19 protein-coding genes are annotated in these 19358 nt (G+C 73.4%); 10 read left to right on the top strand and 9 right to left on the bottom strand.

The annotated features are described in order from the left end of the window. Positions 1-42 precede the first annotated feature (42 nt). Together ABCR83_RS02810 and ABCR83_RS02805 are read left to right on the top strand one after the other, a co-directional pair. A complete protein-coding gene (locus tag ABCR83_RS02810) occupies positions 43-1257 on the top strand; it encodes a sensor histidine kinase (protein ID WP_462692949.1) in 1215 nt (404 codons plus the stop codon). A 79-nt stretch (positions 1258-1336) separates the two neighbouring features. Then, the gene (locus ABCR83_RS02805) at positions 1337-2569 is read left to right on the top strand and encodes a cytochrome P450 family protein (protein WP_462692947.1); all 1233 of its coding nucleotides are present in this window, start codon (positions 1337-1339) and stop codon (positions 2567-2569) included. 4 nt (positions 2570-2573) lie between these two features. Here ABCR83_RS02805 and pip read toward each other — a convergent pair whose 3' ends face one another. Further along, positions 2574-3530: a prolyl aminopeptidase gene (gene pip, locus ABCR83_RS02800; protein ID WP_462692945.1), complete on the bottom strand. Its 957-nt coding sequence runs from the start codon at positions 3528-3530 to the stop codon at positions 2574-2576. A 147-nt stretch (positions 3531-3677) separates the two neighbouring features. Here pip and ABCR83_RS02795 point away from each other — a divergent pair, with 147 nt between their 5' ends. The 4 genes from ABCR83_RS02795 (at position 3678) to ABCR83_RS02780 (ending at position 7203) form a co-directional block, all read left to right on the top strand. Further along, positions 3678-4775: a MerR family transcriptional regulator gene (locus ABCR83_RS02795; protein ID WP_462692943.1), complete on the top strand. Its 1098-nt coding sequence runs from the start codon at positions 3678-3680 to the stop codon at positions 4773-4775. A gap of 52 nt (positions 4776-4827) precedes the next feature. Next, complete coding sequence (locus tag ABCR83_RS02790; RefSeq protein WP_462692941.1) at positions 4828-5328, top strand: hypothetical protein; 501 nt, start codon at positions 4828-4830, stop codon at positions 5326-5328. 46 nt (positions 5329-5374) lie between these two features. Next, positions 5375-6079, top strand: coding sequence for a histidine phosphatase family protein (locus ABCR83_RS02785; protein WP_462692939.1), 705 nt, complete (start codon positions 5375-5377; stop codon positions 6077-6079). Between the two features lie 119 nt (positions 6080-6198). Then, positions 6199-7203, top strand: a complete 1005-nt coding sequence (locus ABCR83_RS02780) for a helix-turn-helix transcriptional regulator (RefSeq protein WP_462692937.1) — start codon at positions 6199-6201, stop codon at positions 7201-7203. A 17-nt stretch (positions 7204-7220) separates the two neighbouring features. Here ABCR83_RS02780 and ABCR83_RS02775 read toward each other — a convergent pair whose 3' ends face one another. From ABCR83_RS02775 to ABCR83_RS02750, 6 genes are all read right to left on the bottom strand, one after another. After that, positions 7221-8177 carry an NAD-dependent epimerase/dehydratase family protein gene (locus ABCR83_RS02775; protein WP_462692935.1) on the bottom strand — a complete coding sequence of 319 codons (957 nt, stop codon included), beginning with the start codon at positions 8175-8177 and terminating at the stop codon, positions 7221-7223. After that, complete coding sequence (locus ABCR83_RS02770) at positions 8174-9283, bottom strand: cytochrome P450 family protein (protein WP_462692933.1); 1110 nt, start codon at positions 9281-9283, stop codon at positions 8174-8176. Before ABCR83_RS02770 ends, ABCR83_RS02775 begins: the two co-directional genes overlap by 4 nt. A 53-nt stretch (positions 9284-9336) precedes the next feature. Continuing rightward, positions 9337-10827 carry a class I adenylate-forming enzyme family protein gene (locus ABCR83_RS02765; RefSeq protein ID WP_462692931.1) on the bottom strand — a complete coding sequence of 497 codons (1491 nt, stop codon included), beginning with the start codon at positions 10825-10827 and terminating at the stop codon, positions 9337-9339. Then, complete coding sequence (locus ABCR83_RS02760) at positions 10827-11567, bottom strand: glycosyltransferase family 2 protein (protein ID WP_462692929.1); 741 nt, start codon at positions 11565-11567, stop codon at positions 10827-10829. The genes ABCR83_RS02765 and ABCR83_RS02760 overlap by 1 nt, the downstream gene beginning before the upstream one ends. Next, a complete protein-coding gene (locus tag ABCR83_RS02755; protein ID WP_462692927.1) occupies positions 11564-12592 on the bottom strand; it encodes a 3-oxoacyl-ACP synthase III family protein in 1029 nt (342 codons plus the stop codon). Before ABCR83_RS02755 ends, ABCR83_RS02760 begins: the two co-directional genes overlap by 4 nt. Positions 12593-12686: 94 nt before the next feature. Then, the gene (locus ABCR83_RS02750; protein ID WP_462692925.1) at positions 12687-13238 is read right to left on the bottom strand and encodes a helix-turn-helix domain-containing protein; all 552 of its coding nucleotides are present in this window, start codon (positions 13236-13238) and stop codon (positions 12687-12689) included. Positions 13239-13307: 69 nt separating this feature from the next. On the opposite strand from ABCR83_RS02750, the gene ABCR83_RS02745 reads away from it, so the two are divergent. Beyond that, positions 13308-14174: an alpha/beta fold hydrolase gene (locus ABCR83_RS02745; RefSeq protein WP_462692923.1), complete on the top strand. Its 867-nt coding sequence runs from the start codon at positions 13308-13310 to the stop codon at positions 14172-14174. A 181-nt stretch (positions 14175-14355) separates the two neighbouring features. Here the strand turns inward: ABCR83_RS02745 and ABCR83_RS02740 are convergent, their stop codons facing one another. Then, a complete protein-coding gene (locus tag ABCR83_RS02740; RefSeq protein WP_462692921.1) occupies positions 14356-15201 on the bottom strand; it encodes a siderophore-interacting protein in 846 nt (281 codons plus the stop codon). Positions 15202-15229: 28 nt separating this feature from the next. Further along, on the bottom strand, positions 15230-16270 hold the full coding sequence (locus tag ABCR83_RS02735; RefSeq protein WP_462692919.1) for an ABC transporter substrate-binding protein: 1041 nt from the start codon (positions 16268-16270) through the stop codon (positions 15230-15232). Positions 16271-16392: 122 nt separating this feature from the next. Here ABCR83_RS02735 and ABCR83_RS02730 point away from each other — a divergent pair, with 122 nt between their 5' ends. The 3 genes from ABCR83_RS02730 to ABCR83_RS02720 are packed head-to-tail and all read left to right on the top strand — an operon-like array spanning position 16393 to position 19330. After that, a complete protein-coding gene (locus ABCR83_RS02730; protein WP_462692917.1) occupies positions 16393-17457 on the top strand; it encodes a FecCD family ABC transporter permease in 1065 nt (354 codons plus the stop codon). Further along, a complete protein-coding gene (locus ABCR83_RS02725; RefSeq protein ID WP_462692915.1) occupies positions 17454-18482 on the top strand; it encodes a FecCD family ABC transporter permease in 1029 nt (342 codons plus the stop codon). The genes ABCR83_RS02730 and ABCR83_RS02725 overlap by 4 nt, the downstream gene beginning before the upstream one ends. After that, positions 18479-19330: an ABC transporter ATP-binding protein gene (locus tag ABCR83_RS02720; RefSeq protein WP_462692913.1), complete on the top strand. Its 852-nt coding sequence runs from the start codon at positions 18479-18481 to the stop codon at positions 19328-19330. The genes ABCR83_RS02725 and ABCR83_RS02720 overlap by 4 nt, the downstream gene beginning before the upstream one ends. The last annotated feature ends 28 nt before the right edge of the window (positions 19331-19358 follow it).

Raw genomic sequence — 19358 nt, 5'->3', positions numbered from 1 at the left:
CGTGCTGCGCCAGAACGAGCCGCACCGCACCGGCGGTCCGGGATGACCACGCGGTGGCGCGAGAAACGGCTGGGCGACATGCTGGCCCAGTCGTCCCGCTATGTCGCCTGGATCCGGCTCCCCATGATCGTCCCGCTGTTCCTCGCGGGAGAACACCCCTCCGACTTCTACTTCGCCTCCTGGTTCCACGGCCTGCTCGCCCTCTATCTGCTGTGGGCCATCGGACGGCTCGCCTGGGTCCACCGCCACCCGGTGACCGGCGTACCCGCCGCTGCCGCCGCCCTCGTCGTCGACCTCGCCGTGATCACCGCGCTGGCGGCGGTCTCCGGCGGCCGCGACTCCCCGGTCCGCTACGCCTACTTCATGTGGCCCATGGCCACCGTCCTCTGGCAGCTGCCCAAGGTCACCGCGGTGTTCGGCGCGGTCTGCCTGGCCGGATACACAGCGATGTCGCTGCCCCATCTGCTCGCCCACCGCACCCAGGAGGAATGGCCCATCGGCGTCGACGAGGCCTATCTGCTGTGGACCGTCCTGGCCTCCGTCCTGATCGCCGTGCTGCTGGCCCAACGCACCCGACGCGTCGGCGAACTCCTCGACACCCGCGAGCTCCTGCTCGACGACGCCCTCGCCGCGGAGACCCGGGAACGCGCCCGGCTGGCCGACGCCCTGCACGACGGAGCCGTACAGACCCTGCTCGCCGCGCTGCACGACCTGGAGGAGGCCGAGGAGCGCTCGCCCTCCACCGCGCTCACCCGCGCCCAGACCCAAGTGCGCGGAACGGTCAAGGAGATGCGGGAGATCATCTTCGATCTCCATCCGCAGATCCTGGAGGCCGCCGGGCTGGCCGCCGCCCTGGAGGCCGCCGGGAACCGGTTCGCCCGGCGGGGCGGGTTCACCGTCCACTACGACCTGCGGCTGCCCGGCCGGGTCGGCCATGAGGCCCTGCTCTACTCGGCCGCCCGCGAACTGCTCGGCAATGTGGTCAAGCATGCACGGGCCACCGAGGTGTGGGTAGGGCTGGCCATGGACGGCGACCGGACCGTACTGACCGTCAAGGACAACGGGACCGGCTTCGACCCGGCGGTCCTCGGGCAGCGGCTGCGCACCGGACACATCGGGCTGACCAGCCACTATGTCCGCGTGGAGAGCGCCGGCGGGCGCTTTGACATCGACAGCTCGCCCGGCGGCCCGACGACGGTCCGGGTAGGGCTTCCCCGGGCCGACGAGACGGGTGAGCACGGTGCCACCGAATTGTAGGAACCACACAGACCGGCACCACAAGCTCTGACTGCCCCCCGCCGTCCCGAACCGGCCCAAGATCGGTAAGGATGAGCGGGTGTCCGAGCCCCTGAACCCCGCCGACCCCGCCTTCGCCCGCGACCCCTACCCGTACTACGCCCGGCTGCGCGCCCAGGGCCCGGCGGCCAGGGTGGCGCTGGCGAACGGTACGCACGCCTGGCTCGTCACCGGCTACCGGCAGGCGCGGGCGGTCCTCGCCGACCCCCGCTTCTCCAATGTCCCGCCGCAGCGGGCGGGCCGGCCCAAGCCCGACTCCCCGGCGCAGCGCGCCCGTGGCTGCCTCGCCCGCCATATGCTCAACTCCGACGCCCCCGACCACACCCGGCTGCGTCGGCTCACCACCGGCGCATTCACCCCGGGTCGCGTCGACGCCCTGCGCCCGCGGATCGAGGGGCTGGCTGCCGGGCTGATCGCGGAGCTGTCGGAGCGGCTGGCGCGGGAGGGCGCCGTGGACCTGGTGGACGCCTTCGCCTTCCCCCTGCCGGTGCTGGTGATCGGCGAAGTGCTCGGTGTGCCGGAGGGCGACCGGGCGGATCTGCGCGCCTGGACGTACCGGGTCGGGTCACCGGCCGACGCACTCGAGCAGGGCGCGGTCGAGGAAGCCTGGACCCGACTCCACGCGTACTTCACCGAGTTGATCCGGCAAAAGCGGCGCACACCGGGCGGTGACCTCTTCAGCGCTCTGGTGCAGGACGCGAGCGAGGGCGGTCTCGACGACGGCGAGCTGCTCGCGATGGCGTTCCTGCTGCTGTTCGCCGGCTATGAGACGACCATGAATCTGCTCGCCTCCGCCGCCCTGCTGCTGCTCACCCACCCCGGCGAGCGGGCCGCCGCCCGGCGGGGTGGTCCCGAGCGCTGGGCCGCCGTGGTGGAGGAGGCTCTGCGGCATGCCAGCCCGCTGGAGGGGACGACCTGGCGGCGGACCGCACAAGAGGTGGACCTCGGCGGGGGAGTGGTCATACCGGCGGAGGCCTCGGTGCTGGTCGTCCTCGCCGCCGCCAACCGTGATCCGGAGCACTTCCCGGAACCGGACGCCTTCCGGCCCGGACGCCGGCCGGCCGACGGGGCACGGGCCGTGCCGCACGCGGCGTTCGGCCACGGCCCGCACTTCTGCCTGGGGGCCCGGCTGGCCCGGCTGGAGGCGACGATCGCCCTGCCGCTGCTCTTCGACGCGCTGGAAGGGTTGAGTCTCGCCACCGATCCGGACGAACTGCCCTACCGTCCCGGCTTGTTGGTACGGGGCCCGCGCCAACTGCCCGTCTGCCGCTGACACCTCAGCCCGCGAACCGGTCCAGCGCCGCCCTCGCCCTCGCCCGCATGGTGCCGCTGCCCATATGTCCCGAGTCGTCGACGACGACCAGTCGGGCATCGGGCCAGGCACGGGCGAGTTCCCAGGCGGCGTCGAGCGGCCCGGCGAGATCCAGGCGACCGTGGATCAGCACACCCGGGATTCCGGTCAGGCGTTTGGCGTCCCGCAGCAGCGCGCCCTCGTCCAGCCATGCGCCGTGGGCGAAGTAGTGCGCGGCGATGCGGACGAAGGCCAGCCGGGCGAGCGGGGGCCGGCCGCTGTAGGCGCCCGGCGCGCCGTTGGGCTCCTCGGAGACCACCGCGTCCTCCCAGGCACACCAGTCGGCCGCCGCCTTCGCCCGGACCGCCGGGTCGTGATGCTCCATCAGCCGTGCGTAGGCCGCAACGAGATCGCCGTCGCGGTCGGCCTCGGGAAGGCCCGCGCGGAAGCGTTCCCACTGCTCGGGGAAGAACCGTGCGACGCCCCGGTACAGCCAGTCGATGTCCGAGCGCCGGGTCAGGGTGACGCCCGTGATGACGATCTCCGACACCCGGTCCGGGTGGGCCTGGGCGTAGGCGAGGATGAGGGTGGAGCCCCAGGAACCGCCGAAGAGCGTCCAGCGCTCGACCCCCAGCCGCACCCGCAACCGCTCCATGTCGGCGATCAGATGGCCGGTGGTGTTGTGCCGCAGGTCCGCGCCGGGATCACTCGCATGCGGGGTGCTCCGTCCGCATCCGCGCTGGTCGAAGAGGATGACACGGTAGCGATCCGGGTCGAAGTACCGGCGTTTGGACGGGGCGGAGCCCGAGCCCGGCCCGCCGTGGACGACGAGGGCGGGCTTGCCGTCCGGCCTGCCGGACACCTCCCAGTGGATGTGGTTGCCGTCGCCCACGTCGAGCATTCCCTCGTCGAACGGCTCGATCGGTGGGTAGAGCTCGGTCATCTTCCGCTTCCCTTCTGCCCGGGACCGCATGGTGTCGTCAGATGCCGTCATCAGATTAATCGGATGATTGATGTTGACCTTCTCCCTGGGGGAAGCCACAGCATCGGTTGTGCCGGGCGAGGAGCCCGGTGTGAGGAAGGAGCGGACATGGGACTGCTGACCATCGGAGCGTTTGCGAAGGCGTCCCGGCTGTCTCCCAAGGCGCTGCGTCTCTACGACGAGCTCGGCCTGCTGCCTCCCGCCCGGGTCGACCCGGCGAACGGCTACCGGTTCTACGACCCGGGGCAGCTGGAGCGGGCCCGGCTGGTCGCCTGGCTGCGTCGTCTCGGCATGCCCCTGGCCCGCATCCGGGAGGTGTGTGAGCTGACGGCTCCCGTGGCGGCCGAGGAGGTCCGTGCGTTCTGGGCCGGGGTCGAGGCCGACACCGCCGTGCGGCGGGACCTGGCCGCCTTCCTCATCGACCACTTGTCCGGGAAGGACCCCATGATGACTCATAACGGCAAACCTCTGGCCATCCGCTATGCCGCCCTGTCGGACGTCGGCCTGGTGCGCGAGAGCAACCAGGACGCGGTCTACGCGGGCTCCCGTCTGCTCGCCGTGGCCGATGGCTTCGGCGCGGAGGGGGCCCGGGCCGGCGCGGCGGCCATCGATGCCCTCAAGCGGCTGGAGGAGGAGAGCATTTCGGCGGGCAGCCTGCTCAATGTCCTCGGGGACGCGGTCGAGCGGGCCAACCAGGCCGTGCGCGGCATCGTGTCGTCCGACACCCCGGCGGGCGGCCGTCCGGCGGCCGACGGAGGGACCACGCTCACCGCGATGCTGTGGACCGGATCCGCGATGGCCCTCGTGCACATCGGCGACTCCCGCGCCTATCTGCTCCGCGATGGCGAACTGTTCCGGATCACGACCGATCACACCCATGTGCAGGCGATGGTCGACGAGGGCCGCATCACCGTGGAAGAGGCCGCCTCGCACCCTCAACGAGCCCTGCTCGTGCGGGCGTTGACCGGTGGTGCGGAGTGCGACCCGGATACCCACCTGCACGATGCCCGGCCGGGGGACCGCTATCTGCTGTGCTCGGACGGCCTGTCCGGGGTGGTCGCCGACGAGGAGCTGCGGCGGGTGGCGTCCACGGCGGGGGACCCCGAGCGGACCGTACGCGAACTCATCGCACTGGCCGTGGACTTGGGTGGCCCGGACAATGTCAGCTGCGCGGTGGCGGATGTGGCGGTGCCGCGGGAGCATTGAGGGCCTGAGGGGCCGTCGAGGGGGCTGGGCGGGGCCACGTAAGGTTGGCGGAATGACAACCCGCGCTTTCGATGCCGCCATGACCGCCCTGAGCGAGAACTCCTGGCTTCCCACGGGCGGGGAAGTGGCTCTGGGCAGGGAGTTCTTCGCCCGTCGCGATGCGCTGGGGCAGCGTCGGCTGCCGGGTATGCCAGCCTGCCGTGACCCGCAGGGGTGGGTGACGCAGCATCTGCTGTGGCTGGAAGACGTCGCACGCCTCGCCCATGGGCTGCTGGAGCCCTGGCGGGGCTGCCTGCCGGGCAGTCATATGGCGGCGCTGCTGGAGGCGTACGCGGACCAGGCCCGTGCGGCCGCCCCGCTCGCCGCCCGGCTGGCCCGGGCATGGGAGGCGGAGCGCCCGGATCCATGCACCTATGAGGAGGTCGTGTGGTGGGAGGACTGGCACCTCCCGGCGGCCGAGCGGCAGGAGCTCGATGCGCTGACCCACCGTCTGATCACCGTCGGGGCCATGCTGGTCACGGCCGTGGCCCGGGGGGAGGAGGCGGGTCACTGACCCCGCCCGCGGTGTCTCCCGCGAGCCGCCGGGGTACCAGGTTCCCATGCCGGAACCCATCCCCTTCCCTTGTGGCCTCGCCCAGTTGACGGTTGTTCGTCATGGGCAGAGCACGGCCAATGTGCTGTTCGCCCGGGCGGCGGAGACGGGTGACGCACGGGCCTCGCTCGACTGCGCCGATGCGCGGGTGCCGCTTTCGGCGCTGGGTGCCCGGCAGGCCGGGGCGGTGGGGCGCCGGCTCGCCGGCCTGGCCGTCGCCGGGCGCCCGGATGTGGTGGTCTGCTCGCCGTATCGGCGGGCTCTCCAGACCTGGGACGAAATGGTCCGTACGGCCCGGGAGTCGGGGTATGCGCCGCCTCCGGCATGGGTGGACGAACGGTTGCGGGACCGGGAGAGGGGCGTGCTGGAGCTGTTGTCCCCGGCGGCCGTCCGGGCCCGCACGCCGGAGGAGGCCGCCCGCGCCGAGCGGGCCGGCGCCTGGTGGTACCGGCCGCCGGGCGGCGAGTCCCTCGCCGATGTGACCCTACGCGTCCGGGACTTCCTCACCGAGCTGCGGGACGCCGCCGCCGGACGCCGGGTCATGCTCGTCGCCCATGACGCGGTCGTGATGGCGGTCCGCCATGTGCTGGCCGGTCTTGGCAGCCCGGTCCCCGACTCCCCTCCGGTGGCGAACGCCTCGATATCGCGCTGGGACGGCGACGGCAGGTCCCTGCGTCTCGCCGAGTTCGGGTCCACCGCTCACCTGAGCTGAAGCCAGGCTGTTCCCCGGGGATCTCGATGCGGGAGGGGCGAATGTTGTCTGTGTCTATCATGCCAAGCTAGCCACAAAAGCGGACATCGGGTGTCCTAGCTACGCAAAGGATCGTGGTCATGAGGGAAGCTTCGGCCCGGCTGCTCCGCCTGTTGTCGTTCCTGCAGACACCGCGGATATGGACCGGTGCGGAACTCGCCGCCCGGCTGGACGTCGACGTACGCACCGTCCGGCGCGACATCGACAAGCTCCGTGCCCTCGGCTATCCCGTCCACGCCACCCCGGGAGTGGCCGGCTACCGGCTGGGGCCCGGCGCGAGCCTGCCTCCCCTGGTGCTCGACGATGACGAGGCGGTCGCCGTCGCCGTCGGACTGTCCACCGCGGCCGGCACCTCCGTCGTCGGCATCGGGGAGAGCTCACAGCGCGCCCTGGCCAAGCTCCGGCAGATGCTGCCCGCCCGGCTGCGGCACCGGGTCGAAGTGCTGCAATCGGTCACCGAGACACTGCCGGCCATCGACTCCACGGTGGATCCCGAGATCCTGACGACCGTCGCCGCCGCCTGCCGTGCGCAGGAACGACTCAGCTTTGACTACGAGAGCCAGGACGGCACCACCGGCACCCGCCGCACCGAACCGCACCGCCTGGTGCACACCGGCCGTCACTGGTACCTCATCGCCTGGGACACCGACGGCGATGAATGGCGCACCTTCCGCGTCGACCGGCTGCGTCCCCGCATTCCCACCGGGCCCCGCTTCCCGCCACGCGACCCGCCCGACACCGGCTTCACCGCCCTCACCGCCCGCGGGCTCTCGCCCGCCCCCCACCGCTACCGGGCCAGGATCACCCTGCACGTCCCCCTCCAGGTGGCGGCGGAAGCGCTCCCGCCGACCGCCGGAGTGCTCGAAGCGCTCGACGACTCCTCCTGCACGCTGCACGCCGGATCGGACTCGCTCGATGAACTGGCCCTCTATATCGGACTGACCGGATTCCGCCTCGAGGTGCACGAACCACCCGAGCTGGTACGGCGCATCGGCGAACTGGCCGCGCGGCTCACGGAATCCGTCGCATCGGCCGGGGACGCGGCCGAAAGCAGTGGGAAAGCCGGGATTGCCCGGACGTGTTGACGCGAAGACCGGCCGGCCTATGAGGAGGAGCAGCTGATCCCCCTCCTCGACGCCTGAGCCCCCTCGGCCGACGCCAGGAAGTCGTCCAGGCCGCGGCGCGGTGACCAGCCGCGGCCACGGGCCTTGCCGATGTCGAGGACCACCCGGTGGGCGAGCTGGTCGACCGCATACCGCGACAGCACGGGCTCGGCACGAGGCCGCAGCCGGGCCGCCGTCTGCGCGACCCGCGCCGCGGAGTCGGCGAGGACGAACGGGAGATGGTGGATCCGGGCCCGCACACCATGGGCGTGCAGCACCCGCCGGACGGAGTCGTCGCGTCCGTATGACCCGCCGTCCGCGATGTTGTATGCGCCCGGCGGCCAGCCGGGCGCGGCGAGACAGGCATCGGCGAGGTTCTCCACCGCCGTCAGGCTCAACCGCACATCCGGCCCGGGCAGCGCCAGCACCCCGCGGCGGACCCGTGCCCTCAGCCGGGGGAACAGATGCGGGTCGCCCGGGCCGTAGACGGCACGGGGCCGCAGCACCACCGCACCCGCGTCCAGGGCCAGCCGCTCGCCCGCCGCCTTGGTGCGCCCATAGGCATTCAGCTGGCCGGAAACCGGATGGTCCTCGGCGACCAGGGAGCGGTCCGGACGGGGGTCGTAGACGCTGGCGCTGCTCACCCACACCACCCGGGCGCTCCCGGCCGCGGCCAGCAGACGAGCGGTGCCGTCGACATTGACGGCCCGCATCAGCGCCTCGGCGGGCGAGCCGGGGACGGGGTCGCCGACGGCCGCCGCACAGTGGACCACCACATCCGCGCCCGCCAGTTCGGGCGCGTCCCGGGCGGCGTCCCAGGGGAGGTGCCGTCCCACCGGGCCCGGACGGCGCCCCACGCACAGCACCTCCGCCCCGGCGGCGTGCGCCGCGGCGGCGATGTGCGCACCGCAGAAGCCGCTCGCGCCGGTCACGGCGATCCGTACCGCGGCCGTCACCCTTCCTCCCGGGGGCGGATGACGAGGGAGCGCCACCCGGGCAGCGCGGCACGGCGATCCGCCCGGGCCCGCACCACGGCCGGGCGGTACGGGGCCAGGGCGGCCAGCGCCTCGGCCAGTTGGGCGCGGGCCAGCCGCGCTCCCGGGCAGGCGTGCGGCCCGGCGCCGAAGACCAGCTGGGAGACGGCCGGGTCCGCCGGGCGCCGGGCGTCGGGGGCGTCGGTGTGGGCGCCGACGGCATGCCGGGCGACCAGCAGCAGCCGGTCGCCGGGCCGTACCGGACAGCCGCCCACGGTGCCATGGCCGGCGGCGACCCTCGGGAGCACCGGGGACGGCGCGGTGACCCGCAGCAACTCATCGACCAGCACGGCGCGTTGCCCATCGTCCGCGGCCTGCTCCCAGCAGTCGGCGTCGGCACACCAGGCGACGGCGCGGGGCAGCGCCGCGGCCACCGTGGTGACCGAGGCGACGGCCAGCATCGCCCGGGCGGCGGCCCCGTCGTCGTCACCGAGGACGGACCGCAGCCGGTCGGCGGCGAGCTCGGCGGCGGCCGCGGCACGGGGCCGGGGAACCCCCGGGAGGTGTCCGCGCACCGCCGTCCGCGCGGCGTCCAGGGCGAGCGCGGCCAGCCGCCGGGGGTCGGCCTCGGCATGGAGCAGGGCGGCGGCCGTGGCTCCGGCCAACTCCCGTGCCAGCGGCACGAGATCGACGCTCCCCCCGTCGGCGAGCGGCGCCAGGCCGCGCTCGAGGACCTCGGCCCGGACCGGGCGCAGCCGCTCCACACCGGCCGCGGAGAGACCGGCGGCGAAGGTGCGGCGCGCGGCCCGGTGCGCCTCGCCCCGCTGGTCGAAAAACACCCCGTTGTCGGCGTCGTCGGCGCCGCGCAGCGCCGCGCGCGCCACCTGCCCGGTGGTACCGGCCGCCGCCCGGTCCAGCGGCAGCCGGGTCAGGGCATGACGGCAGGCCGCCGCGGAGTGGACGAGCAGGGTGCGCCGCCCGACCCGCCGGACCGGCCGGTGGCGGGACGCGGCGAGCAGGGCGAAGAGCACGGGATGGGCGGCCAGATAGACGCGGCGGTCCCGGCGGCGTGCGGTGAGCTGGGTCATGGGCGGTGTCTTCCGGAGTCTCGGGGGCGCCCCGAGAGGAGCCGTGCGGGTCGTCATCGGTGGTGGCGTTCGCTCAGGACGGCGCCCAGCCGGGCCGCCGCCAGCCGCGAGGCCGCCGCACGGTCCGGCTTGCGCGAGCGCCCCGCCAGCGGGACGTCCGCCAGCAGCACCACATCCGGCCGGGCCGAGCCCATCCGCGCCAGCGGCCCGGCCAGGGCGGCCCGGACGGCCCGGCGGTCCGCACCGGGCCGGGGTTGCACCACGGCGGCCAGCCGTTCGTCGCCGTCCCCGGCGGGCATGCCCACCAGCACGGCCAGTTCCACACCCGGGACGTGCAGGGACGGTTCATACAACCCCGGGTAGATGTTCTCGGCCCCCCGGAGCACCATGTCCTTGCAGCGGCCCGCCAGCACGATGCGCCCGTCGTCGAGACGGGCGCGGTCGCCGGTGCGCACCCAGGAGTCAGGGGTCTCGCCGAGATAGCGGTGCCGCGCCGCGGGCCCGGCCAGCAGCAGTTCACCGTTTGCGTCGGGCTTCGCCTCGACGCCGGGCAAGGGCGCTCCGACCAGGTCGCCGTCGCCCGTGAAGGCCGCCTTCTCGGCCTGCTCGACGGCAGCCGCCGGGAACAGCTCGGTCAGCGCGTACACCCCCCAGGCCTGGTCCGCACCCGCCCGCTTGACCCGGGTCAGCAGCTCGGCCCCGGCCGGCGCCGAGCCGGTCCATACCCTGCCGGTGAACCGGGCGCCCGCCGCCAGGGCGGCCCTCAGCTGGGGTGGTGTCAGATAGCCGGCCTGTGGTCGCAGCCGGGCCAGCTGACGCGACAGCACCCGCGGTGAGCGGGCGGGCAGCGCGACCGGCGCGCCCCGGGTCAGTGCGGGCACCAGGACGAAGAACGTGCCGCCGAGCACGGGGAGTTGGGGCCGGGGGTCGACGAGCGCGGTGACCGACCGCATCCCCGCGGCGAGCGAGGACCGGGTGTGCACCACGGCGCGTGGCCGGGCGGTGGTCCCCGAGGTGAAGACGATCACGGCGTCCGCGTCCCCGTCCGGGCGCGTGGGCAGCGCGGCGCGCGAGGCGGCCGGCTCCAGGGCCCGGGCGCAGCCGGGCAGCCGGGGGCCGACCGTCGCCACCGGGCCCCAGCAACTCAGCTCCGGCAGGGCCAGTCCGGTGCGGCGCGCCAGCGGCCGGGCCCAGCCCGCCACGGCCTGGGCCGCCGAGTCGGCCAGCACCAGGGTGGGCGGGGCCAGTTCGAGCCGGGCGCGCAGCACATCGGGGCCCGCGCCGGGGTCCAGCACGGCGGCCCGCAGCCCGAGCCGGTCGACCGCGAGCAGCACCGCGAGCGCCCGTGCCCCCGGACGGACGGCGACGCCGACCGTGTCACCGGCGCCCAGCCCACGGGCGTGCAGCGCCGCGGCGTAGCCGTCGGCGAGGTCGGCGAGCCGGCCGCGGGTGGCGAGGACGCGCACCGTGCCGGTACGGCCGGCGGTGAGCAGGGCCGGGCGGTCCGGATGCCTGCGCAGCGAGAAGTACAGTCGGTCGAGCATCAGCGCGGGTCCTCCCCGAGACGGCCGGGTCCCTTGTCGAGGTACCAGCGGGCGGTGCCGACGATCCCGTAGGCCTGGATCCGCCGGGTGGAGTTGGCCACCGTCATCGCCCGGGACCGGCCGATGGCGGAGGTGTGACGGCGCACTCGGTTGAGAAAGGTGCGGTCGGTGGGGGAGGGGCGCCGGGGCATGCCGCCGACCCGTAGATACAACTCGGCCGTGATGGCCATGTTGTTTCCCGCGTGCATCCGGTAGGGCACGAGGAAGCCGTTCCGTCGGCCGTGTGCGGGCCGCAGCCTGCCGAAGAGGGCCGCGGTGCCCACCATGGCCCGGAACGCGGCCCGTCCGAGCGGCCCGTGTTCGTCCCGCCGGGCGTCGATGCGGCCGCACACCATCGCCGGGCCGCCGGTGAGCGCGGTGCGCGCGGCGGCCGTCCAGCCGGGGCAGGGCAGGCAGTCGGCGTCGGTGCGGGCGATGAGGGCGGCGCCGTGCGCGATCGCGTACCGGAAGCCGGTGTCGACCGCGCAGCCCACCCCCTTCTCCGGTTCGTCGAGCACCCGGACCGGGAACGGCGCCCGCGCGGCGAACTCCCGGGCGATCCGCCCGGTGCCGTCGGAGGAGCCGTTGTCGACGACCACCAGCGTGAAGTCACGGTCGTGCTGGGCGGCCAGCGCCTCCAGCGTGCCGTCGATGCGCGCCGCCTCCTGGTAGGCGGGCACCACCACCCACAGCGCGGTCACGAGGCCTCCCAGACCATCGTCATCACGCTGATGCCACCGCCGAGTCCGATGAGCAACACCCGGTCACCGGGGGCGAGTTCGTCGTACACCCGGTCGAGCTGCACCCCGAGGGTGGCGCTGGCCACATTGCCCAGCTCCGGCACGGTCAGGACGAGCCGGTCCTCGGGGACTCCGGTCAGCTCGATGAAGCGTTCCAGGAACGGCAGGGTCACCTGGTGGACGAGGACCCTGCGGTAGTCGGCCCAGTCCAGGCCGGTGCGGAGGCGCACCCGGTCCAGGACCGAGGTGCCGCTCTTCTCGAACACCTCCCGCAACTCGCGGCCGTCACCGTGGAAATAGGTGTGCTCGTCGCCGCGCGGATGACGGGACCCGCCGCCGAAGATGCCGCCCACTGCCCAGTGCTCGGAGTGGGTCTCGGTGCCGACGTCCACGATGCCGCCCCGCCCGACCGGCTCCAGCAGCACGGCGGCGCCCGCGTCCCCGAAGGTGTACCCGGCGAAGCCGTCACGGAACTGCCCGGGGCCGTCCGGCCGTCGGCGCATCGCGCGACTCGGGGTCTCCCCGGTGACCACCAGTGCCCGCCCGGCCCGCCCGGCCAGGATCATCGCCCGCGCCAGGTCGATGCCGTTGAGGAAGCTGTTGCAGGCGTTGCTCACATCCAGGGCGTGCGCCCTGGAGCCGAGCCCGGCCTGCACGATGTGCGCGGTCGCCGGCTCCACGACGTCGCGGGTCGCGGAGGCGAACACCAGCAGATCGATGTCCAGCGGGTCGAGGCCTGCCGTGCGAAGTGCCCGGCGGGCGGCGCCGATCGCGAGGGACGAGGCGTACTCGCCCTCCCCCGCGATCCGGCGGGTGGCTATCCCGGTGGCCCTCTCGAACAGCCCCGGGGGCAGCGCGAGCCCACTGCCGAGGGCCACCTCTTCCTGCAACTGCCCCGAGTCCAGCACGCATACGGGCAGATACGACCCGACCGCGGTGATGCCCACCGCACCCGGCGGGGCTGCGACAACGCTCTTTTCGAACATGTCATCAGCATCGCCGTGCCGGTGGGCGATGGCCTGAGTATCCGTACTCAGATCGCGACCGGGTAGGTACGGGTGTGTACCGGGAGCCGTTGTCTCAAGGCCGTTCCTCGTCGGGGGGCGCTTGCTCGGTAGGGAAGAAAATCCGGCTGATGAGGTAGGGGGTGCGGCCCGGCTCCGGCCGGTTGGCGAGCAGGGGGCCCAGCACTGCGAGCAACTTGTGGTTCATCTCGGCGAGTTCGTCCGGGCTGAGCCAGAGCGTGCCTTGGCGATAGCCGACCGCGTCGGCGACCGGGTCGGCGCCGGGGCGGTCGAGGTAGGCGTTGAACTCCGCGATCAACACGGCCATGGCGGCGGCGAAGCCCCGGCGGTGGTCGTCCGGCGACATCGCGGCAGCGGCGTCGACGTCGATGGCGGGGCGGTCCTGGCGTAGTCGGTAGTGCCGCTCGACGGCGCCGCGTACTCGCTGCTCGTCAGCCACTTCCACAAAGCCCCCCTCGACCAGCAGGGCGACATGCCGGTACACGGTCACCTTCGACACCTCGGGCATGCGGTCGCACAGTTGCGAGGTGGTCAGCACCCGGCCGCCGGAGAGCGCGTGCACCACGCGCAGGCGCACCGGATGGAGAAGCAGGTCGGTGGTGTCCATGACGCTACTCTTTCACATGCGATACCGTTATCGAAGTTGAAAACGTTGGGCAAGGTGTGAGGAGGGAACATGCGCCAGGCGGTGGGGCGGGCGGTTCAGGTGAACGGTCGGTCCGTCTATGTCGAGGAGTCCGGCACCGGACCGGACTGGGTGGTCTTCGAAGCCGGCCAGGGGCTGGGGCGCACCTGTTGGGACCCGGCGCTGCCGCTGCTGGCGGAGCGAGCGCGACTGGTGGCCTACGACCGCGCCGGCTTCGGCCGCAGCGGCCGAACGGCGGTACAACTGGGCATGGACGAGATGGCTGCGGACCTGGTCGCCATGGTCGAGGCGGTCGTCCCCGACCGGTTCGTGCTCGTCGCGCACAGCATGGGCGGGCTTGTCGCGCGCCGCGCGGTGGAGCAACTGGCGGCGCGGGTGCAGGGACTGTTGCTGCTCGACCCGACGCCGGAGGGCGCGCCCGTGTACGACACGTTCGACCAGACCGCCAGGAGAGTCGACCGTGTCATGGGCGTGACACAGGCGCTGGTCCGGTTCCGTCCACTGGCCCGCATGGCCAGCGGGAACGTGGGCCGCATCTTCCCGGCGGACACCTACGCGACCATGCTCGCCGAGGACTTCGTCCCCGACGGCATCGCGCAGACGCGGAAGGAGTTCAAGGCCGTGGCCGCGGCCATCCCCCGGTTGCGCGCCGAGCCGCCCGCCCTCCCGACGTGTCCCACTGTCCTGCTCTCGTCATCCCGCCCCGGCAAGGGCCGGGAAGAGCAGCAGGCCGTCATCGCCGAACACCAACGCCGTTGGGCCGAGACGCTGCCGGACGGTCGGTTCGAAGAGGTCGACTCGGGTCACTTCATCCAGGGCGAGCAACCGGAGATCGTCGCGGACCGGGTCGGACGCCTCCTCGACCAAGCGCCGGGCCGGCACGCCGGCTCAGCCTGACGGCTGCGCGCCGCGCCGCCGACCGCCCGCCCATCCGTGACCCCGCCTCCACTGCACAGCTCAGCAAGGAGCTTGAACCACGGACCTCTCACAGCCTTCTGCGACTGCGCCCGGCGATCCACATACGCGCACAGCCGTTCCTGCCGGCGCGACCCCATGGGCCTCCGATGCCGACCGGACTTCAGCAGCCGGCCGCGATCGCCTCCGCGCGGAGGTCCTCCTCGGAGGCCCCCCGGCGCCAGTAGCCGCTGAAGTGGACGCTCCGGCGGTCGAAGCCGCGCTCGCCGACGAGATGGCGGCGCAGCGCCCGTACGGTGCCGGCCTCGCCCGCGATCCAGGAGTAGGGGGTGCCGCCGGGCAGTCCGGCGGCCCGTACCGCGTCGGGCAGTGTGGTGGTGCCGCGGACGAGCCAGGTGATGTCGGCGTCGGCCCGGGTGGGCAGCCGCTGGATGTCCTCGGCGTGCGGGACCTCGATCCAGACCTTGGCCGCCGTGCCCGCGGGCAGCCAGGCCAGGATGCCCGCGGCGGCGGGCAGCGCCGTCTCGTCCGCGGCGATGAGCACCCGGTCGGTGCCGGCCGGCGGCCGGAAGCCGACGCTCTTGTTGTCCGGGGTGGCCGGGCCCAGGAGCTTGACCCGGTCGCCCGGCCGGGCGGCTGCGGCCCAGCGGGCCGCGGGGCCGGCCGGCCCCGCGGCCTGTGCCACGCCGTGCAGGACGAAGTCGACGTCCAGCTCGGCCCGTTCGCGGCGCTGCTCGCGCACGGTGTACGAGCGCATCACCCCGCGCACCGCCGGGTCCATGGTGCGCCACCGCGCGAACCAGTCGTCGCCCGCCTCGGTGGGCACGACGGGGGCCTGCCGGCCCGGGGGCGGCAGGAACAGCGAGAAGCTCTGGTCCCGGCCGCCGCCGGCGAAGTCCGCCAACTGGCCGCCGGCGAAGGTGATCCGGACCATGGACGGGCCCAGGCGGGTGCTCCGGGCGACCCGCGCGTCGAAGAAGCGGAACGGACTGGCGGTGGCAGCGGTCATGGCGGTTCTCCTTCCACGCAGGCGCGGCTCAGCGCACCTTCTTGGCACCCTGGACGGCCTTGGCGAGGTTCTCGAGCAGCGGGGCGGCGCCCGCGTAGCTGAAGCGGGGCACCGATTCCCAGGCGGTGACCTGGCCGGCCTTGACCGCGGGCAGCGCGGACCAACCGGGCTTGGCGGCCAGGTCCTTGGGCTGCAGCGCGGTGTTGCGGTTGTCCAGCAGAATGAGGTCGACCGGGTACTTGTCGGCGTTCTCCCAGCTGAGGCTTTCAAAGTAGCCGGGCTTCTCGAGCTTGTCGGGGACGATGAGGTCGACGCCCAGCTCACGGAAGTACATCAGGTCGGAGCTGACCTTCGGGTTGGAGACATAGAACAGGTCGGCACTGCCGGAAGCGGCCATCACCTTCAGCCCGCCGTTCGCCTTGGCGGCCTTGCGCACCGCCTCGGCCGCGGCCTCGAAACGGGCCTTGGCGTCGGTGACCTTCTTCGCCTTGAGGTCGGCGCCCAGGGATCCGGCGAGTTCGGCATAGCGCCGGATGGGCTCGGGGAGCGGCACCCGGGCGGTGCGGATGGCGACGCTGGGCGCGAGCCCGAGGATCTTCTTGCTGCTCTCGTTCGGCACATACCACAGGGAGTCCGGCTCATACATGTGCGTGACCAGCAGCCCGGGGCGCAGCGCCGCGTACTTCTCGATGCTGAACTCGCCCCAGACGTTGCCCAGGATTTCCACCTTGGTGATGTCCAGCTCCCCGGCCTGCGGGTCCGCCGTGCCGTCCTTGCGCCTGGTCTCGCCGAAGACGCCGACGATCCGCTCGTCGACCCCGAAGTCGTGCAGTGCCGCGGCGGTTCCCGTGAAGGCGACCACGCGCTTGGGGGCGGCCTTGGCGGAGACCGTCTTCCTGCGGTCGTCGGTGAACGACCAGGCGCCGCCCTTGCCGCCCTCGGCGCCACCTCCGCCGGAGTCCGAACCGCCGCTTCCTCCGCAGGCGGTCAGCAGGGCACCCAGGCCGAGTGCGCCGCCGGCGGCGAACAGCGTGCGGCGGGAGAGGTGAGCGGTTCCGGCATGTGGCATGGCAGTGACTCTCGTACACAAAGGGGGCCCGGGGGCTTCGAACACAGTTAGGTTAACCTAACCTAAAATCCAGTTCAGTGGCCGGGTCGGCCCTCCGGTCCCGGCACCTATCGGAGCTCTACGTGTCCCTCAGCAAGTCACCGCAGACCGCGGGCGGTTCGGTGGTCACACCGGCACCCCGGGAGCGGCCGTCCGGCGGGCGCAATGCACCACGCATCGCCGGACTGCTCGGCTCCCTGCTTCTCCTCCTCGCCGTCCTGGTGCTGAGCATCGCGGTCGGCGCCCGGCAGCTCTCCCCCGGGGAGGTGTGGCACGGCCTGACCGACCAGAACTCGGCCGGCTACCTCCAGGTGCACCGGATGCGGCTGCCCCGCACCCTGCTCGGCCTGCTGGCCGGGGCCGCACTCGGGCTGGCCGGCGGCGTGATGCAGGCCCTGACCCGCAATCCGCTGGCCGACCCCGGACTGCTGGGCATCAACGCGGGCGCCTCGGCCACCGTCGCCTCGGCCGTCGCCTTCCTGGGCGTCACCTCCTACACCGGACAGGTGTGGTTCGCCTTCCTGGGCGCGGGAATCGTCTCGGTGCTGGTCTACCTCGTGGGCGGCGGCCGCGGCGCGAGCCCGGCCCGGCTGGCGCTCGCCGGGGCCGCCCTCAATGCGACGCTCTACTCCTTCGTCAGCGCCGTCATGCTGGTCGACACCGCCTCACTGGACAAGATGCGCTTCTGGACCGTGGGTTCGCTGGCGAGCGCCGACCCCGACACGGTCGCCCTGCTGGCCCCCTTCGTGGCCGCCGGACTGGTCCTCACCCTCGCGCTGGCCCGGCCGCTCAACGCCCTCGCGCTGGGCGACGATTCGGCACAGACACTCGGCGCCCGCCCCGCCCGGGTCCGCGCGGCCGGCCTGGTGGCGGTGACCCTGCTGTGCGGGGCGGCCACCGCGGCCTGTGGGCCGATCGTCTTCGTCGGCCTGATCGTCCCGCACCTGGTGCGCGCCCTGACCGGCCCCGACCTGCGCTGGCTGCTGCCCTACTGCGCGGTGCTCGCCCCCGTGCTGCTGCTCGGCGCCGATGTACTCGGCCGGGTACTCGCCCGCCCCGGCGAACTCCAAGTGGGCATCGTCACCTCGGTCCTGGGCGGACCGCTCTTCCTGTACTTCGTCCGCGGCCGGAAGGCGGTACGGGCATGAGGACCCTGCGAACCCCCGGCGGGATCTCGCTGCGCCACCGGCCCCGGGCCCTCGCCGCCGGAGTCGGCTGCGCACTCCTGGCGCTGGCCATGTCCGTGCTCGCCATCGGCAGCGGCGACTACCCCATGAGCCCCGATCAGGTGCTGCGCACCCTCCTCGGCAACGGCACGCCCGCGGACGACTTCATCGTCAATGAGCTGCGGCTGCCCAGGGTCGTCACCGCCCTGCTGGCCGGCGCCGCCCTGGCCCTGGCCGGAGCGCTCTTCCAGTCACTGGTCCGCAACCCCCTGGGCAGCCCCGATGTGCTCGGCTTCACCCATGGCGCGGCCACCGGGGCGCTCCTGGTGGTGCTCGCCGGCGGCAGCAGCCTGGCGCTGGCCGGCGGAGCGGTGGCCGGAGCCCTGGCCACCGGCGCCCTGATCTACGCCCTGACCTGGCGCGGCGGCCTCCATGGCTACCGGCTCGTCCTGATCGGCATCGGCGTCGCGGCGATCCTCACCGGAGTCAACGGCTATCTGCAGACCCGCACCAGCGTCACGGACGCCGCACGGGCGGTGCTGTGGCTCACCGGCAGCCTGGACGGGCGCGGCTGGGACGACGCGCTGCCGCTGCTGATCGCCCTGGCGGTCCTGGTACCGGTGGTGCTCCTGGGCTGTGAACGGCCGCTGCGCATGCTGGAGATGGGGGACGACACGGCCGGCGCCCTGGGCGTGCCGGTGCCGCGGCTGCGCCTGGTGCTGCTGGTGGCGGCCGTACTCCTGGTCGCCTTCGCGGCGGCCGCCGCCGGACCGGTGTCCTTTGTGGCACTCACCGCACCCCAGCTGGCCCGTCGGCTGACCAGGTCACCGGGCCCCAACCTGCTGCCCTCGCTGTGCCTGGGGGCGGCCCTGCTGGTCAGCTGTGACTGGCTGGCCCAGCACGTCGTCTCCGGCCACCAGTTGCCGGTCGGCGTGGTCACCGGCGTCCTGGGCGGCGGCTATCTGGTGTGGCTGCTGGCCACCCAGCGCAGGACGGGCCGGATATGAGCAACCCGACGACACACCAGGACGGAGCACGGGACATGGAGCACGGTACGGCACGGCTGAGCGGGAACGACCTGACTCTCGCCTATGACCGGCGGACCATCGCCGAAGGGCTGAGCGTCGCCATACCGGACCGCTCCTTCACCGTCATCGTCGGCCCCAACGCCTGTGGCAAGTCCACCCTGTTGCGCGCCCTGTCCCGGATGCTCAAGCCCGCCTCCGGCAGTGTCCTGCTGGACGGGCAGAACATCGCCGCACTGCCCGCCAAGAAGGTGGCGCGGACCCTGGGACTGCTCCCGCAGTCGTCCATCGCACCCGATGGAATCACGGTCGCCGACCTGGTCGCCCGGGGCCGCTACCCGCACCAGAGCCTGCTGCGGCAGTGGTCGGAGGAGGACGAACGGGTGGTCGGCGAGTCCATGACCGCCACCGGGGTGGCGGACCTGGCCGACCGCCTGGTCGACGAGCTCTCCGGCGGCCAGCGGCAGCGGGTGTGGATCGCCATGGCGCTCGCCCAGCAGACGCCCCTGCTGCTGTTGGACGAGCCCACCACCTACCTCGACATCACGCACCAGATCGAGATCCTGGACCTGTGCGCCCGGCTGCACGAGGAGCAGGGCCGCACCCTGGTCGCCGTGCTGCACGACCTCAACCAGGCCGCCCGCTATGCCACTCACCTGATCGCGCTGCGGGCCGGGCGGGTGGTGGCGCAGGGGGCGCCGGAGGAGGTGGTGACCGCGGAGCGGGTCGAGGAGGTCTTCGGCCTGCGGTGCCGGGTGATCGACGACCCGGAGAGCGGGACGCCCCTGGTGGTGCCGGCGGCCCGCCGACGGGTGGCGGCTGCGGCCTGAGCCCGCCCGGCCCGGCGGGTGCGCGGCC

The sequence above is a fragment of the Streptomyces xingningensis genome, assembly GCF_054957865.1.
The sequence above is the reverse complement of the archived record's forward strand: the minus strand, read 5'-3'. Positions and strand labels throughout refer to the sequence as shown.

What these genes read in the sequence shown, in the direction of transcription:
- ABCR83_RS02785 (WP_462692939.1), top strand. Translation starts at nt 5,375, where the DNA reads ATGCCGGAACCCATCCCCTTCCCTTGTGGCCTCGCCCAGTTGACGGTT.
- ABCR83_RS02780 (WP_462692937.1), top strand. Translation starts at nt 6,199, where the DNA reads ATGAGGGAAGCTTCGGCCCGGCTGCTCCGCCTGTTGTCGTTCCTGCAG.
- ABCR83_RS02810 (WP_462692949.1), top strand. Translation starts at nt 43, where the DNA reads ATGACCACGCGGTGGCGCGAGAAACGGCTGGGCGACATGCTGGCCCAG.
- ABCR83_RS02765 (WP_462692931.1), bottom strand. Translation starts at nt 10,827, where the DNA reads ATGCTCGACCGACTGTACTTCTCGCTGCGCAGGCATCCGGACCGCCCG.
- ABCR83_RS02750 (WP_462692925.1), bottom strand. Translation starts at nt 13,238, where the DNA reads ATGGACACCACCGACCTGCTTCTCCATCCGGTGCGCCTGCGCGTGGTG.
- ABCR83_RS02725 (WP_462692915.1), top strand. Translation starts at nt 17,454, where the DNA reads ATGAGGACCCTGCGAACCCCCGGCGGGATCTCGCTGCGCCACCGGCCC.
- ABCR83_RS02770 (WP_462692933.1), bottom strand. Translation starts at nt 9,283, where the DNA reads ATGACCCAGCTCACCGCACGCCGCCGGGACCGCCGCGTCTATCTGGCC.
- ABCR83_RS02755 (WP_462692927.1), bottom strand. Translation starts at nt 12,592, where the DNA reads ATGTTCGAAAAGAGCGTTGTCGCAGCCCCGCCGGGTGCGGTGGGCATC.
- pip (WP_462692945.1), bottom strand. Translation starts at nt 3,530, where the DNA reads ATGACCGAGCTCTACCCACCGATCGAGCCGTTCGACGAGGGAATGCTC.
- ABCR83_RS02720 (WP_462692913.1), top strand. Translation starts at nt 18,479, where the DNA reads ATGAGCAACCCGACGACACACCAGGACGGAGCACGGGACATGGAGCAC.
- ABCR83_RS02795 (WP_462692943.1), top strand. Translation starts at nt 3,678, where the DNA reads ATGGGACTGCTGACCATCGGAGCGTTTGCGAAGGCGTCCCGGCTGTCT.
- ABCR83_RS02745 (WP_462692923.1), top strand. Translation starts at nt 13,308, where the DNA reads ATGCGCCAGGCGGTGGGGCGGGCGGTTCAGGTGAACGGTCGGTCCGTC.
- ABCR83_RS02735 (WP_462692919.1), bottom strand. Translation starts at nt 16,270, where the DNA reads ATGCCACATGCCGGAACCGCTCACCTCTCCCGCCGCACGCTGTTCGCC.
- ABCR83_RS02740 (WP_462692921.1), bottom strand. Translation starts at nt 15,201, where the DNA reads ATGACCGCTGCCACCGCCAGTCCGTTCCGCTTCTTCGACGCGCGGGTC.
- ABCR83_RS02790 (WP_462692941.1), top strand. Translation starts at nt 4,828, where the DNA reads ATGACAACCCGCGCTTTCGATGCCGCCATGACCGCCCTGAGCGAGAAC.